This is a genomic window from Streptomyces sp. WAC 06738 (assembly GCF_003945505.1).
Classification (GTDB): Bacteria; Actinomycetota; Actinomycetes; order Streptomycetales; family Streptomycetaceae; genus Streptomyces.
This window is the reverse complement of the sequence record NZ_CP029618.1, coordinates 1,086,506-1,101,542: the sequence shown is the minus strand read 5'-3', so window position 1 is coordinate 1,101,542 and position 15,037 is coordinate 1,086,506. Positions and strand designations below refer to the sequence as shown.

The window sequence follows — 15,037 nt, the reverse complement described above, 5'->3', positions numbered from 1 at the left end:
GGACGGTGACGAGGATCAGTCGTCGTCGGCGACCCGGATGATCGTCTTCCCGGGGATACGACGGCCGGAGGTGAACGCGGCCGGCGCCTCGGCGAGCGGCCGTACGCTCCCGACCAGCGGCTTGAGCCGGCCGTCCCGCAGCCGCACCGCCAGGTCCGCGAGGCGCTGACGGTCCGGTTCGACGACGAAGAAGACCGCCCGGCCGTCGCCCGGCCGGACCGTCACCGGCTCGGCGATGGTCACCAGCGTGCCGCCGGGGCGGACGAGCGCGGCGGAGCGGGCGAGGATCTCGCCGCCGATGACGTCGAAGACCACGTCGCACTCGCCGGCGTCCTCCAGCCGCTCCGCGTCCAGGTCGACGAACGCGGCGGCGCCCAGCTCCAGGGCGGTGGCCCGGTCGGCGGCGCGGCCGGTGCCGACCACCCGGGCGCCCGCCTCGCGGGCCAGTTGCACGGCGATCGAGCCGACGCCGCCGGCCGCGCCGTGGATGAGCACCGTCTGCCCGGTGGTGAGCCGGCCGTGGTCGAACAGCCCCTGCCAGGCGGTGAGTCCGGAGATCGGCAGGGCGGCCGCGGTGACGTGGTCGACGTCGGCGGGCAGCGGCGCGAGGTTGCGGGCCTCGACGGCGGTGTACTGGGCGAGGGCCCCGTCGCGGGTCCAGTCGGCGAGCCCGTAGACCCGCTGCCCGACGGTGAGTCCCGTGGTGCCGTAGCCGAGTTCGGTGACCACGCCGGACAGCTCGTGACCGGGCACGCTCGGCGTCCGGTCGCGGCCGGCGCGGTCGGTCCAGGTGCCGGGCCAGGTCAGCTCGCCGGGGGTGAACCCGGCCGCGTACACCTTCACGATGACGTCGTTCTCGGCGGCGTGCGGAGGGGGCAGGTCGGTCAGGGTCATCCCTGCCGGACCGGCGTCACGGTCGCGGACGGTGATGGCTTGCACGGGTTTCCGGCTCCTTCCGGGCAGCCGGGGGTGACTGCCGCTCTGAACGGGTGGGTGCTCTCCCGGGGAGGCGAGCAGTCTCTCAGCGGCCGCCGCGGTCCGCGTAGCCGGTGAGCAGCGCGGAGAGGATGTCGGTCAGCCGCGGCTGCACCTCCACGACGGAGTGGGAGAGCTCGGGGTCGGTCTGGTAGAAGACGCGCAGTCGCGTGCCGGGGGCGGCCATCTGCCAGAGGGCTCCCGCCATGGCGGTGGCCGTGGTCACGACGCTGCGTGCCTGGTCGGCGTCGAGCGGGGTGACGGCGCTGAGTGCGGTGCCTATGGAGTCCACTTCGGCGACGGCCTGCCGCTTGAAGGACCGTACGGCGTCGTGCGAGACGTTGCGCTCCAGGTTCAGCGGGGTGTGCGCGAGCAGGTCGCAGAAGAGCGGGCGGTCGACCAGGGACCGGGCCATCAGCCCGGCGATCGTACGGGCCCTGTCGCCCCACTCCGGGTCGTCCGCGGCGGCGGCCGGGAGGTCCGCGAGGCCGGCGCGGACGTCCTGCGACCAGGCGTGCCAGGCGTCGGCGGCCAGCCGCAGGAAGATCTGCTCGCGCGTCTCGAAGTAGCGCAGCATCGCCGACTTGTGCATCCCGACGGCGTCCGCGATCGCGGTGACGGTCACCTCCCGGACTCCGTGCTCCGTGGCCAGGCGGGCGGCCGCGGCGAGGATCGCGTCCTCGCGGGCGCGCTTGGCCTCGGGGCTGCGGGCGCGGACGAACTCGGTTCCGGTCACGGTCCTCAGCGTAACGCAACGTGGTTGCGATACCCGGGTGAAGATAACGAAACGGTGTTGCAGTATTAGCGCAACCGTGTTTCGCTAGGCCCATGGAGACGACACAGCCCCACACCTGGTTCATCACCGGTTCCTCGCGCGGCTTCGGCCGTTCCCTGGCCGTCGCCGCATTGGAGGCCGGTGACCGGGTCGTCGCCACGGCCCGCAGACCGGGGCAACTGGCCGACCTGGTCGAGAAGTACGGCGACCGCGCCCTCCCCGTGCCCCTCGACGTCACGGACTCCGCGGCCGTCCGGGCGGCGTTCCGGTCGGGCCTGGAGCGCTTCGGCCGTATCGACGTCGTCGTCAACAACGCCGGATATGCCAACGCCTCGGCGGTCGAGACGACGCCCGAGGACGACTTCCGCAAGCAGTTCGAGACCAACTTCTGGGGCGTCTACCACGTCTCCACCGCGGCCGTTCCTCTCCTCCGTGCGCAGGGCGGCGGCGTGATCGTGCAGTTCTCCTCGATCGGCGGCCGGGTCGGCGGCAATCCCGGCCTCGGGTCGTACCAGGCGGCGAAGTTCGCCGTCGACGGCTTCACCCGCGTGCTGGCCGCCGAGACGGCGCCGTTCGGGATCCGCTGCCTGGTCGTGGAGCCCGGCGGCTTCGCGACCGACTGGGCCGGCTCATCGATGCACATCCCCGACGTCACGCCGGAGTACGAGGCGACGGTCGGCGAGATGGTGCGCCTGTTCTCCGGAGTCACCGCGCCGGGCGACCCGGACCGCGCCGGCGGGATCCTGGTGCGTCTGGTCAAGGAGCCCGAGTTGCCCTCGCACCTCATCCTCGGCGCGAGTGCGGTGGAGATGGCCCAGGACTATTCGCGCGGCCAGCTCGCGGAGGCCGCCGCCTGGGAGGCGGTGAGCCGGTCGGCCGACGCGGGCGAGGACTACCCGGTCGCCTTCCCTCCGCCCGGCGGCGGGAAGGAGGCGCGGTGAGGAGGTGATCGACCGTCCGTACGTGACCGGGGCCGCCGCACCCCGCGTCCCCCCGCCACCCCGGCCGGGCGGTGCTACGCGGCGGTGGCGGAGCCGAGCGGATCCGGGGCGGGCGTCCGGCCCGCGGCCGCCTGGTCGGCCTCCACGCGCTCGCAGACGCGCGCGCACGAGTGGCTGATCAGCCGGGAGACATGCATCTGCGAGATGCCGAGGTGTTCGGCGATGCCGCGCTGCGTCATGTCGCAGAAGAAGCGCAGATAGAGGATCTCGCGCTCGCGCTCCGGCAGCCGGCTCAGGTGCGGTCGCACGGCCTCGCGGTCCACGGCCCGGTCGAAGCCGGGCTCGGTGCTGCCGAACGTGTCCAGGAGCGAGTAGCCGTCCTCGGTGCCGGGCAGGGCGGCGTCGAGGGAGAGCGTGGCGTAGCACTCCCACGCCTCCAGGCCCGTACGCACCTCCTCCTCGGTCAGCTCCGCCGCCTCGGCGATGTCCGCGATCGCCGGGAACCGGTCGTCTGCCGTGACGGCCAGCGCCAGCCCCGCGCTGCGGACGCGGTTGCGCAGCTCCTGGACCCGGCGGGGCACGTGGACGCCCCACATGTGGTCGCGGAAGTGGCGCTTCAGTTCACCGACGATCGTCGGCACGGCGAAGCTCTCGAAGGCGCTGCTGCGTCCCGCGTCGTACCGCCTCACCGCCTTCACCAGGCCGAGGTGCGCGACCTGCTCCAGGTCCTCCAGCGCCTCCCCGCGGTTGCTGAACTGGCGGGCCAGTCGCGCGGCCATCGGCATCCACGCGCGGACGACCTCCTGCCGCAGGGCCTTCTTGTCCGGCCCCTCGGGCATTCCGGCCAGCCGGCGGAACTGCGCGGAGGTGTCGGGTGCGTCGTGGTGCGGGTGCTTTCTCCTTGCCCGGACGTGTGCCACGGGGGCCTCCCTCGGGCGGGTCGTGCGCGTTCGATTGAGGGGAGGACGACGGCGGCGGCAGGGTGGCCGTGAACTCCTGCGGCGTGCCCCTGAGCCGAGGCACGCGGGCCGCCTGCCCGACGCCGTCTGATGCAAACAGGGCTCCTACGGCCTGTTCCAGAATACGCCGGTACGGCACACCGCACGAACGGTCGCCGGCCCCGCCCGGAGCCCCGCCGCCGGATCGCGCTCGGCGACCCCACCGCCACCCACGGTGGCCCGTCCGGCGCCGCGCGAGGTCGGCCGTTACGACCCGCCGCGGCGTGGTACCCGGAATGTCCGACCCGGGCACGGCGCGTACGTGACCGGACAGGCGCGCCGCCGTGCCCGCGGGCCGGGACAGCACACACCGCTCGGACAAGGAGCACGACATGACCTCCGTCGATGTGGATCCGGACCTCTCCCTCGCACTCGGTCGCCAGTTGCGCGTGGACGCGATACGGGCCGCTGCCGCCGCCGGATCCGGCCACCCGACCTCGTCGATGTCCGCGGCCGACCTGATGGCCGTGCTGCTCGCGAGGCATCTCCGCTACGACGTCGACCGCCCGGACCACCCCGGAGCGGACCGCCTGGTCCTGTCCAAGGGGCACGCCTCGCCGCTGCTGTACGCGGCGTTCAAGGCGGTCGGCGCCCTCGACGACGAGGAACTGCTGACGTTCAGGAAGCTGGGCAGCCGGCTGGAGGGGCATCCGACGCCCATGCTGCCGTGGGTCGACGTGGCCACCGGATCGCTCGGGCAGGGACCGCCCATCGGCGTCGGCATGGCGCTGGCGGGCAAGCGGCTCGCGCACCTGCCGTACCGGGTGTGGGTGCTGTGCGGCGACAGCGAGCTGGCCGAGGGCTCGGTCTGGGAGGCGTTCGAGCACGCCGGATACGAGCATCTGGGCAACCTCACCGTGATCGTCGACGTGAACCGGCTCGGCCAGCGCGGTCCCACCCGGCACGGCTGGGACCTCGACGCGTACGCCCGCCGGGCGCGGGCGTTCGGCTGGCACACCATCGAGGTCGACGGGCACGACGTCGCCGCCGTGGACGCCGCGTACAGCGAGGCCGCGGACGTGGCCGACCGGCCGACGGTCGTACTCGCCCGTACGGTGAAGGGCAGCGGGGTCGCCTCCGTGGCGAACCGGGAGGGCATGCACGGCAAGCCCCTGCCGGACCCCGAGGCGGCGATCGCCGAACTGGGCGGCACCAGCGACCTGCGCGTCGAGCCGCACACCCCGCCGCCCGCCGTCGCGCCGCCGCGCGCGGCAGCGCCGCACCCGTTGCTGCCGCGGTACGACGTGGGGGACCCGGTGGCCACACGCGACGCGTACGGGCAGGCGCTGGCGGCGCTCGGCACGGCGCGGCCGGACGTCGTCGCCCTGGACGGCGAGGTCGGGGACTCCACCCGCACCGAGCTCTTCGCCAAGGAGCACCCCGACCGGTACTTCGAGTGCTACATCGCCGAGCAGCAGCTCGTCGCGGCGGGCGTCGGCATGCAGGCGTGCGGCTGGGTGCCGTTCGCCGCGACCTTCGCCGCGTTCTTCACCCGCGCCCACGACTTCGTGCGCATGGCGGCGGTCAGCCGGGCGAACCTCAGCCTGGTCGGCTCGCACGCCGGCGTCGCCATCGGCGAGGACGGCCCGTCGCAGATGGGCCTGGAGGACCTGGCGATGTTCCGCGCCGTGCACGGCAGCACGGTGCTGCACCCCTGCGACGCCAACCAGACCGCGCGGCTCGTCGCCGCCATGGCGGGCGAGGAGCTGACCGGCGTGCGCTACCTGCGCACCATGCGCGGTGCCCGGCCCGTCCTCTACGGACCCGACGAGGACTTCCCGATCGGCGGCAGCAAGCTGCTGCGCGCCACGCCCGGCGACAGCGTGACCATCGCCGCGGCCGGGGTCACCGTGCACGAGGCGCTGGTCGCCGCCGAGTTGCTGGCCGCGGAGGGCATCGGGGCGCACGTGCTCGACCTGTACTCCGTCAAGCCGATCGACGTCGTCGCCCTGCGCGCGGCGGCGGAGCTCACCGGCCGGATCCTCACCGCCGAGGACCACCGCCCGGAGGGCGGCCTGGGCGACGCGGTGGCCGAGGCGTTCGCCGACGGCCGCGCCGTCCCGCGGCTCGCCCGGCTGGCCGTACGGACCATGCCCGGCTCGGCGACGGGAACGCAGCAGCTCTCGGCGGCCGGCATCGACGCGGAGGCGATCGCGGCGGCGGCCCGCAACCTCGTCGACGCGGAGGCCGCCCGGCCCGTGTGACGGGGGAGCGGCAGCGCATCGGCGGCGAGCGGAACGGCCCGGCCCCGCCCCTCGGCCGAGGGGCGGGGCCGGGCCGTGTGCCGCGCCCGCGCACGATGCCGGCGCTGACGGCCCGTAGACGAAGCTGGACGAAGCGGAACGGGTGGCCCGCCGGATCGGCGTACACGCGGAAGTCGCGCCTGCCCCCGTCGTCATCGGTGTCCGGCGGCCGTGCGCCCGGTTCCGGCGCTCCAGCGCGTGCCGCTCGGCCGCCTCGATGACGACGTGACCCATGCCGAATGCCCGCGGGGCACGTGCTCAATCCGGTGCCCCACGGGTGGCGTCGCCGAAGTCCCCGGTCAGGCCTTGCCCAGCAGCTCCCGCACACCCTCGGCGGTCAGGGCCATCTCTTCCGGCGTGCCCGCGTCGACGACCAGCGACGGGCCGTCCGCGGGCCAGCCGCGGGCGAGGTCGCCGAGCTCGACCGCGTTGTAGCGCTCGATCTCGGGGAAGACCTGCTCCAGGCGGTCGGGGGAGGTGAAGACCGGCACCAGCCGGGTGCCGTCGCCCTGCTCCACCACCGGCAGGCTCAGCGCCTGCGCCTGCCCTGGGGGCTCCTCGGCGGGTTCCGGGTCGGGCAGCAGCACCCGGCTCTCGGCGAGCGTGTGCAGCGCTTCCTGGTCCGGACCGTTCTCGACGACGGTGTGCAGCGCCTGCTGCGCGGCGGAGCGCTGACCGTTCGGGTGGTACGTCATGGGTGTCCCTTCGCTGTGCGGTGCCGGAGGCCGGTCTCGGCCCGGGTTCCCCGGAAGGGCTCCCTGAAACCGGAGCGCACTACTGACCCCTTTGTCCTTTTGTTGACAGATCCCAGCGGACGCGCCGTGCTCCATCTCAGGGCTGAGCGAGGAGACCGGGACCGTCCTGCCGGCCGGCCGCGGGCCGTTGCGGTGGCGTGCGCTCACGCTCCGATGCCGTAGAGGGAGTGGGTCCAGAAGAAGCAGCCGTTGTCGACGTAATAGTGGTACGTGGCCCGGTTATAGCGGCCGCTCGACGGCCACGGAACGCCCCAGTACGCCCAGTTCTTGCTGACGTAGTAGCCGTAGACGGTCAGCATGTGACCCGGGTGCGGATCGAACCGCTGGACAACTGCCGCCTCGGCCGGGTGCGGAGCGGCCCGGCGGCGTCCCTTCGCGGCGGAACTCGTCTTCGACCGGCCCCTGGGTCTCGGGGAGACCCAGCCGTTCCGCCACCGGATCACCGACGGCACGGGCGGCGAGTGCACCGAGTACGTCCGCAGGCTTCCGCTACCCGGTGAGCCACAATCCGCTCCGGGTCTCCTTCGCCTCGCCGGCGCTCCCGGTCCGCTGCTACCGGTTCGCCCGGCACGCCTCCGGCGCGCCCCCCGTCGCCGGGTGGTGCGGGTCCCGCTCAACGGCTGCGACAGCGCCCGTCTGGCGGAGCAGGAACCCGGCCCGGGAATCGTGGGCCTCGGGTGGGAGTGGGACTGAGCCCGGCGATAAGCCGAAGCACCGGAAACCGAGGTGGACGGGCACGGAGATCCGCCGAGGTTCGCCGCCGGCGGTGTAAGCGACTATCCGCGGCGGCCGGATTCGGGTGGCCTGAATACGCGTACTCGGCGGTGACGCACGTGCACAGTCCTGAATTCGCCGCAACCGGGGGAAGATTACCCGGTCCGTATAGCACGTGGACTTTGTCCGTGAAAAGGGCCGCCCGGCCACTGGCCGTCGTCCGGAGACGTGGCGCAGGCTGAACCCCGGTCGCACCGGCGGATGTATCCGCCGATGTCGATCTATTCGGTCCCGCGCTGCCCACGGCAGTCGCACCCGGAGCCAGACGTGGAGGTGATCAGTACATGGGCCCGGAAACGGCCTTCGGTGCGGGGAGTACCTGAGGGTTGAACCGGTTCTCGTGGAACTCCGGGAGTCCGGCGGGACACGTGTGCCCGCTGCCCGGTGAGTTGTTCAAGTAACGCTGAAATACCGGGATGTCCTTCGTGGGGAGCGAAGGCTCCCGTGGGGAGAACCATCGCGGGGGGCGAGAGCCTCCCCGGGGGGTATCAGTGTTGAACGAACACATGGAACCCGCCGGCGATCTGGGAGGATCCGGCCGGCGGGTGGAATTCGTCAGCCCGTTTCCGGCGGCGCGCGGGCGTGCGCCGGACGAAGAGGCCGGCCGGCCCGTGGCCGGCTGGGAGCAGCGGTACCGCCGTACCGTGATGATCAGCGACACCCTCGCCACCGCCTTGGTGGTGGCGGCGATCGGGGGCCTGTTCGGGGTCCGGGACGCGGCCGACTGGCACGAGAAGTGGGTCGTGCTCGCCTTCGGCACCGAACTGCTGGTGCTGGGGGCACTCGCGCTGGGGCGGTCGTGGGCTCCGGGTGTGCTCGGGCAGGGAGCCGAGGAGTTCCGCCGGCTGGGGCGCTCGCTCTCCACGGCGGTGGTCGTGCTCGCGCTGGGGGGATCGCGCTCACCTCGCGCAACATCAAGCTCTGGATCTTCGTCGCGATCCCGGCGATCGCCGTCGCCACCCTGACCGAGCGCTATCTGCTGCGCCTCTGGCTGCACGGGCGCCGTAAGGAAGGGCGCTGTCTGCGACCGGTGCTCGCCGCCGGGAGCCCGGAGACCGTGCGCGACCTGATCCTCCGGGTCCGCAAGTTCCCGCACCTCGGCTGGCGGGTGGACGCGGTGTGCACCGCGGGCGGTCCCGGGGCCGACGGTGACCACCTGGAAGGAGTGCCGGTCGTCGGCCGGCTGGACGACGTCGCCGAGCACGTACGCCGCGGCGGCTACCGGGTCGTCGCGGTCACCCCGGACCCGTACTGGTCACCGGACCGCCTACAGCGGCTGGCCTGGAACCTCGAAGGCAGCGACGCCGAGATGGTCGTGGCCCCCGTGCTGATGGAGGTCGCCGGACCGCGGCTGCACGTCGACGCGGTGCTCGGGATCCCGCTGCTGCGGGTCAGCATGCCGGCCTTCACCGGCGGCCGCCGGGCGGTCAAGGAGGTCGGCGACCGGCTGGGCGCGGTGGTCCTGCTGATGCTGCTGGCGCCGCTCATGCTGCTCGTCGCGCTGCTCGTGCTGGTGGACAGCCCGGGCGGGGTGTTCTACCGCCAGCGCCGCGTCGGCAAGGACGGCCGCGAGTTCACGCTCGTCAAGTTCCGTTCCATGGTGGCCGGAGCCGACCGGGCCCGCGCCGCGCTCGCCGACCGCAACGAGGGCGCCGGCCTGCTCTTCAAGCTCCGCAGGGATCCGCGCGTGACCCGGATGGGAGCGGTGCTGCGCCGGTACTCGATCGACGAACTCCCGCAGCTCTTCAACGTGCTCACCGGCTCGATGTCGCTCGTCGGCCCGCGCCCCGGGCTGCCGGAGGAGTTCGCCGCGTACGGCCCGGACATCCGCCGGCGGCTCCTGGTCAAGCCCGGTCTCACCGGCCTGTGGCAGATCAGCGGACGCAGTGACCTGCCCTGGGAGGAGGCGGTGCGGCTGGACCTGCGGTACGTGGAGGACTGGTCGCTCGCGCTGGACACGGTGATCTTGTGGAAGACGCTGCGTGCGGTGCTCCAAGGGCAGGGGGCCTACTGATGCGCGGGGCGCACCGTCCGGTCGGTGCACGGACCGCAGGCCGGCGCGGCCTGCCCGGGGAGGGGAACGGGTCATGAGGGTGAGCGTCTTAGGGCTCGGCTACGTGGGCTGCGTGTCGGCCGCGTGCCTGGCCGGCCGGGGCCACGACGTCATCGGGGTGGACGTGAACCAGGCGAAGGTCGACCTGGTCAACGACGGCAAGGCCCCCGTCGTCGAGGAACGGATCGGCGAGCTCACCGCCGACGTCGTACGGGCCGGTGCGCTGCGCGCCACCGGCGACGTACGCGAGGCGGTCATGGAGAGCGACGTGTCGCTGGTCTGCGTGGGCACGCCGTCGGAGCCCAACGGCAGCCTGTGCACGACCTATCTGGAGCGGGTCACCGAGCAGATCGGCGCCGCGCTCGCGGAGCGGGGCGGGCGGGGGCGGCGGCACACCGTCGTCTTCCGCAGCACCATGCTCCCGGGCACCTGTCTGAACCTGCTGGTGCCGATCCTGGAGAAGTACGTCGGCGGCACCGCCGGGGTGGACTTCGGGGTCGCGGTCAACCCGGAGTTCCTCCGCGAGGGCACGAGTGTGCGGGACTTCTACGACCCGCCCAAGACCGTCATCGGCGAACTCGACCCGGCGAGCGGCGACATCGTGGCGGCGCTCTACGACGGCCTGCCCGGCGAGGTGTTCCGGGTGCAGATCCCGACCGCCGAGGCGATCAAGTACGCGGACAACGCCTTCCACGGCCTGAAGATCGGATTCGCGAACGAGCTGGGCGCGGTGTGCCAGGCCCTCGGAGTGGATTCGCACCAGGTGATGGACGTGTTCCTGGCCGACCGCAAGCTCAACATCAGCCCCGCCTACCTGCGGCCCGGCTTCGCCTTCGGCGGTTCCTGCCTGCCCAAGGATCTCCGCAGTCTCGTCCACGCGGCGCAGCGGGCCGATGTCTCGGTGCCCATCCTCGCCCACGTGCTGCCCTCCAACTCCGACCATCTGCAGCGCGCGGTGGAGCTGGTCGAGCGCACCGGCAAACGCCGGGCGGGCCTCTTCGGGCTCTCCTTCAAACCCGGCACCGACGACCTCCGGGAGAGCCCGCTCGTCGAACTGGCGGAAAGGCTCTTCGGCAAGGGCTACGACCTGCGGATCTACGACGCCAACGTGAACCTCTCCCGGCTGCTCGGCGCCAACCGTGCGTACATCGAGACCCGGCTGCCGCACCTCGCCCAACTCCTCGCGGGCTCCGTGAGCGAGGTTCTGGACCACGCCGAGGTGTGCCTGGTCGGGACCCGGGACCCGGCCGTGCTGTCGGCGCTGCCCCGCGGTGCCGGGCCGGTGCTCATCGACCTCGTCCGCCTTCCCGACGCCGAGGAGCGCCGGGCCGAACCGGAGTACATGGGCCTTGCCTGGTGACGCGGTCGGCGGCGGCGGCACGGCCCGGCGCGCGCTGATCCTGGTGGAGAACCTGTCGGTGCCGTTCGACCGGCGGGTGTGGCAGGAGTGCACGACGCTCCGCGAGGCGGGCTGGACGGTGGACGTCATCTGTCCCCGCGGGGAGAAGCGGGACACCGAGCCGGAGACGGAGATCGACGGGATACGGATCCACCGCTACCCGCTGCGCGCGGCCACCGGAGGCCCGTCCGGCTATCTGCGGGAGTACGGCTCGGCGCTCTGGCACACGCTCCGGCTGGCCCGCAAGGTCGGCCCGGTCGACGTGGTGCACGCCTGCAACCCGCCCGACCTGCTCTTCCTGCCCGCGCTGTGGCTGAAGCGGCGCGGCGCGCGGTTCGTCTTCGACCAGCACGACCTCGTACCCGAGCTGTACCTCTCCCGGTTCGGCCGCGGCGAGGACCTGCTCTACCGCGCCGTGTGCGCGCTGGAGCGGCGCACCTACCGCGCCGCGGACGTGGTGATCGCCACGAACGAGAGCTACCGCGACACCGCGCTGCGGCGCGGCGGCCGGCGGCCGGAGGACGTCTTCGTCGTCCGCAGCGCCCCCGACGTCCACCGCTTCCAGCCCGTACCGCCCGAGCCGGAGCTGAAGCGCGGCAAGCCCCATCTGCTCTGCTACCTCGGCGTCATGGGGCCGCAGGACGGGGTCGACTACGCCCTGCGGTCCCTGGCGAGGCTGCGCGACGAGCTCGGACGGAGTGACTGGCACGCGGTGTTCGTCGGCGCCGGCGACACCTTCGACGCCATGGTGGAGCTGTCCCGGGCGCTCGGGCTGGCGGAGCAGGTGCAGTTCACCGGGCGCATCCCGGACGCCGACCTGGTGCGCTACCTCTCCACCGCCGACGTGTGCCTCTCTCCCGATCCGCGCAATCCGCTCAACGACGTGTCGACGATGAACAAGGTCCTGGAATACATGGTGATGGGCCGGCCGATCGTCTCGTTCGACCTCCGGGAGGCGCGCGTCTCCGCCGGGGACGCCGCCGTCTACGCGCCCGCCAACGACGAAGCCGAGTTCGCCGCCCTCGTCGCGCTCCTCCTGGACGACCCGGAGAGACGGGCCCGCATGGGCAAGACCGGCCGGGAGCGGATCGAAGGGCGGCTCTCCTGGCGCAACTCCCAGCAGTCGCTCCTCGCCGCCTACGAAGCCGCCTGCGGCGACCGCGCTCCGGCCCGTACGGGTGGCCCGGCGTGGGCACGGAGGAGGGGACGCCGTTGAGCGACGACACCATCCGCCTCTCCACCGTCGGACGGATCGTCCGCCGCCGGTGGCGGCTCCTCGCGGTCGTCGTCGTAGCGGGCGCGCTCGCCGGCTACGGCGCCTCCGTGCTGTTCCCGCCGCGCTACACGACCTCGGCATCGGTCCTGCTGCCGGGGTCCTGGGAGGAGCGCGAGCTGCTCACCCAGGCGGAGATCGCCACCAGTTCCGTGGTGGTCGACCGCGCGGCCGAGGCGCTGGGCAGGACCGGGTCCGGCGCGGCGGAGCTGCGGGACCGGGTGAGCGCCAAGACCGCGGACGGCAGCATCATCAAGATCTCCGGCACCGCGGCGACGCCGGAGGGCGCGCAGCGGCTCGCTGACCAGATGGCCGAGCAGTACGTCGCGTTCGCCTCGCGCGTCGTCGGCGACAACACGGATCCCGACGCCGCGGCACAGACCGAGGCCCTGCGGGATCTGGTGGAGCAGACCGGCCGCCGTATCACCGCGCTGGCGGACGCGGCCGATCCGGGGCGGACCGTGGAGAGCGTGCAGGCCAGAACCGAGCTGGAGAAGCTGCGTACCTCGATGGAAGAGGCCATGGAGAAGCTGGACCGGACGGACCCGGCGACCAGCAGGGCCGACATGGTCGTCATGGGACCGGCCGCCCTGCCGGCCGGCGAGGCACCGCCGACCAGGAGGCAACTGGTCCTCGCCGGGGCGCTCTTGTCCTTCCTCCTCACGGTCGTCGGGCACCTCGCCGCCGCGCGGGTGAGCCGCCGGCTCCGTACCGGGGCCGAGATCGCGGCGGCGCTGGGCGCGACGCTGCTGGGCACCGTGGACGTACCCGGCGGACAGGCCGCGCAGCGGCCACGGGACGGCGGCCGGCTGGCCGGGCTCCGCCGGCTGCTGGGCGTCGACACCCGGTGGGACCTGCCGACGCTGCAGGCGTCAGGCGACGAGGAGAGCAGGAGGATCCGCTACCGGCGGGTCTGCGCGCGCCTGCGGGACCGGCCGCCGGCCGGCCGCAGGCTGCTGGCCGTCGTCCCGGACGGCGACGAGATCGCCCGCCGGGCCGCGGTGCGACTCGCCGCCGAGGGCGGGAGCGAGCCCTCCGCGAACTCCCCGGGCGGGGGAGGCCCCGTGCTGCGGGTGGTGGCCGTCGCGACGTCCCACCCGCTGGTTCCCGACCGCGACGCCGAGTCCGGCGCCGTCGTCGTGCTCAGCGCGGGCCGGTGGACCGCGGCGGAGATCGCCGGCATCGGCGGGGCGTGCGCGGACGCCGGACACGACATCGCCGGTGTCGTCGTCGCCGGTACGGTCCGGGGCCGCCCGGACCGCCCCGCCGGCGGACCCGCGGACGGCGCCGAGCCGGTGGTCGCGGTCGGTGCCGACGTGACGGGAGGTTCCGTGTGACGACGGGTACGGCCCCGGAGCCGGCGTCCGCCGCGCCGCTGCTCGACCTCCAGTCGCTGGTGGTGGCGGTGCGCAGGCGCCGCAGGCTCTGGGGCTCCGTGGGGCTCGTGGGACTGCTCGCGGGCCTGGCCGTGGCCGTCCTGCTGCCCACGCCGCCGACCGCGGTGACCACCGTGCTGGTCGCCCACCAGGCGGACCAGCCGAACGACCCCGGCACGCTCATCCGCACCGATGTCGCGCTGCTGGAGACCACGCGGATCGCCGGCAAGGCGCTCAAGACCCTCGACTCCCCGCAGCGCCCGGAGGACTTCACGAACGACTACCAGGGCGTCGGTCTCACCAACAACCTGCTGCAGATCACGGTGACGGGCGGGGACGACGCCGAAGCGAAGGCGCGGGCCCGGGCGCTGGCCGACGCGTTCGTCGCGGACCACGTACGGCGGATCCGGCAGGTCGCCGACGCCGAGTCCGAGACGCTGCTCGACCAGCGCGACCGGATGCGGGACGAACTCGCCGAGGTCAACGAGGCGATCGGGGAGGGTGCGCCGGAGAGCGGGCCGACGGCCTCGGCGGACCTGGAGTCGCTCTTCACCCGCCGCGCCGAACTCACCTCGCGGATCGCCGACTTCGAGCAGCGGGCCGCGGAGGCGCGCATCGGCACGCCCCAGCTCATCGCCGGTACGCAGATCGTCGACGCGCCGCGCGCCGTGCGGCAGTCCCTGCCCAGGGCCGCCGCCACCGACGCCGGGATCGGGCTGGTGCTCGGCCTGGTGGTCGGGCTCGCCGTCGCCGCGGTCGGCACGGTGGTCGCGGACCGCCCCGTGCTGCGCCGGGAGATCGCGGCGCACCTGGGCGCCTCGGTCATCGCGGAGCTGCGCCGCACGCCCCGCCGGTGGACCGGCCGGTTGCAGAGCCGGCGGGCCCGGGCGGCGCGGACCCGGCTCACCAGGACGCTGGCGCGCACCGTGCGCGGCGCGGCAGGACCGGTGTCGCTGCTGGAGCTGGGCTGTGCACGCAGTACGAGCGTGATCGCCCTGGACCTCGCGAGGTCACTCGCGGACGAGGGGCCCGTGGTGATCGTCGACGGTCTGCCGGGCGCGCACCTCGCCAAGGCCCCCCGGCAGCCCGGAGATCCGCCCGTCGTGGCCGGCGAGGCTCCCGCCGCCGAGCCGCACCCGGAACGCAGGCTCGGCGTCGGCTCGGTCGTGCCCGGCACCGCGTGGACCGACCTGCGGTACCTGGGCAGCCGCAGCGTGCTGGTCGTACGCGCCGGGCACAGCAGCGCCGCCTGGCTGCACACCGTGGCGAGGCAGCTCGCGGACCTGCACATTCCGGTGCTCGGCGTGGTGGTGATCGACCCCGATCCGCGGGATCGGACCGACGGCACGCTGTGGGACGGGCCGCACACCGCGCTGCGCGGCGCGTATGCGCCCCAGGCCCCGCGGAACGGGGCGGGCAGGCGGCGGTCGACGCCGGCCGCCCGGGTTCCCGACGGCGATCAGGAGGCGCGGTAG

The 15,037-nt window shown here is 73.7% G+C and carries 11 protein-coding genes and 1 pseudogene; 7 read left to right on the top strand and 5 right to left on the bottom strand.

Features of this window, described 5'->3' with window-relative positions; translation table 11 throughout:
* Positions 1-15: 15 nt before the first annotated feature.
* Together DMB38_RS04480 and DMB38_RS04475 are read right to left on the bottom strand one after the other, a co-directional pair.
* A complete protein-coding gene (locus tag DMB38_RS04480) occupies positions 16-939 on the bottom strand; it encodes an NADP-dependent oxidoreductase (RefSeq protein WP_206337640.1) in 924 nt (307 codons plus the stop codon).
* Positions 940-1,021: 82 nt separating this feature from the next.
* Positions 1,022-1,711 (bottom strand): TetR/AcrR family transcriptional regulator, encoded by a 690-nt coding sequence (locus DMB38_RS04475; protein WP_125934045.1) that lies wholly within the window; start codon positions 1,709-1,711, stop codon positions 1,022-1,024.
* A gap of 92 nt (positions 1,712-1,803) precedes the next feature.
* On the opposite strand from DMB38_RS04475, the gene DMB38_RS04470 reads away from it, so the two are divergent.
* Positions 1,804-2,691 carry an SDR family NAD(P)-dependent oxidoreductase gene (locus tag DMB38_RS04470; protein ID WP_125934044.1) on the top strand — a complete coding sequence of 296 codons (888 nt, stop codon included), beginning with the start codon at positions 1,804-1,806 and terminating at the stop codon, positions 2,689-2,691.
* A gap of 74 nt (positions 2,692-2,765) precedes the next feature.
* On the opposite strand, the gene DMB38_RS04465 is transcribed toward DMB38_RS04470, so the two are convergent.
* Positions 2,766-3,611 carry a SigB/SigF/SigG family RNA polymerase sigma factor gene (locus tag DMB38_RS04465; RefSeq protein WP_125934043.1) on the bottom strand — a complete coding sequence of 282 codons (846 nt, stop codon included), beginning with the start codon at positions 3,609-3,611 and terminating at the stop codon, positions 2,766-2,768.
* A gap of 410 nt (positions 3,612-4,021) precedes the next feature.
* On the opposite strand from DMB38_RS04465, the gene DMB38_RS04460 reads away from it, so the two are divergent.
* The gene (locus DMB38_RS04460) at positions 4,022-5,893 is read left to right on the top strand and encodes a transketolase (RefSeq protein WP_125934042.1); all 1,872 of its coding nucleotides are present in this window, start codon (positions 4,022-4,024) and stop codon (positions 5,891-5,893) included.
* 338 nt (positions 5,894-6,231) lie between these two features.
* Here the strand turns inward: DMB38_RS04460 and DMB38_RS04450 are convergent, their stop codons facing one another.
* Positions 6,232-6,627 carry an SseB family protein gene (locus DMB38_RS04450; RefSeq protein ID WP_125934041.1) on the bottom strand — a complete coding sequence of 132 codons (396 nt, stop codon included), beginning with the start codon at positions 6,625-6,627 and terminating at the stop codon, positions 6,232-6,234.
* 203 nt (positions 6,628-6,830) lie between these two features.
* Positions 6,831-6,986, bottom strand: a complete 156-nt coding sequence (locus DMB38_RS36030) for a hypothetical protein (protein ID WP_164715889.1) — start codon at positions 6,984-6,986, stop codon at positions 6,831-6,833.
* A gap of 981 nt (positions 6,987-7,967) precedes the next feature.
* Here DMB38_RS36030 and DMB38_RS04440 point away from each other — a divergent pair.
* The 5 genes and pseudogenes from DMB38_RS04440 (at position 7,968) to DMB38_RS04420 (ending at position 15,037) form a co-directional block, all read left to right on the top strand.
* Positions 7,968-9,475: pseudogene (locus DMB38_RS04440) on the top strand (sugar transferase).
* Between the two features lie 73 nt (positions 9,476-9,548).
* Positions 9,549-10,874, top strand: a complete 1,326-nt coding sequence (locus DMB38_RS04435; RefSeq protein ID WP_125934040.1) for a nucleotide sugar dehydrogenase — start codon at positions 9,549-9,551, stop codon at positions 10,872-10,874.
* A complete protein-coding gene (locus DMB38_RS04430; RefSeq protein WP_125934039.1) occupies positions 10,864-12,129 on the top strand; it encodes a glycosyltransferase family 4 protein in 1,266 nt (421 codons plus the stop codon). Before DMB38_RS04435 ends, DMB38_RS04430 begins: the two co-directional genes overlap by 11 nt.
* Positions 12,126-13,523, top strand: coding sequence for a Wzz/FepE/Etk N-terminal domain-containing protein (locus tag DMB38_RS04425; RefSeq protein ID WP_125934038.1), 1,398 nt, complete (start codon positions 12,126-12,128; stop codon positions 13,521-13,523). The genes DMB38_RS04430 and DMB38_RS04425 overlap by 4 nt, the downstream gene beginning before the upstream one ends.
* A complete protein-coding gene (locus DMB38_RS04420; protein WP_125934037.1) occupies positions 13,520-15,037 on the top strand; it encodes a Wzz/FepE/Etk N-terminal domain-containing protein in 1,518 nt (505 codons plus the stop codon). Before DMB38_RS04425 ends, DMB38_RS04420 begins: the two co-directional genes overlap by 4 nt.

Bases quoted from the DNA above. Each gene is read 5' to 3' on its own strand.
- DMB38_RS04470 (WP_125934044.1), top strand. From the start codon at position 1,804: ATGGAGACGACACAGCCCCACACCTGGTTCATCACCGGTTCCTCGCGC.
- DMB38_RS36030 (WP_164715889.1), bottom strand. From the start codon at position 6,986: ATGCTGACCGTCTACGGCTACTACGTCAGCAAGAACTGGGCGTACTGG.
- DMB38_RS04435 (WP_125934040.1), top strand. From the start codon at position 9,549: ATGAGGGTGAGCGTCTTAGGGCTCGGCTACGTGGGCTGCGTGTCGGCC.
- DMB38_RS04450 (WP_125934041.1), bottom strand. From the start codon at position 6,627: ATGACGTACCACCCGAACGGTCAGCGCTCCGCCGCGCAGCAGGCGCTG.
- DMB38_RS04460 (WP_125934042.1), top strand. From the start codon at position 4,022: ATGACCTCCGTCGATGTGGATCCGGACCTCTCCCTCGCACTCGGTCGC.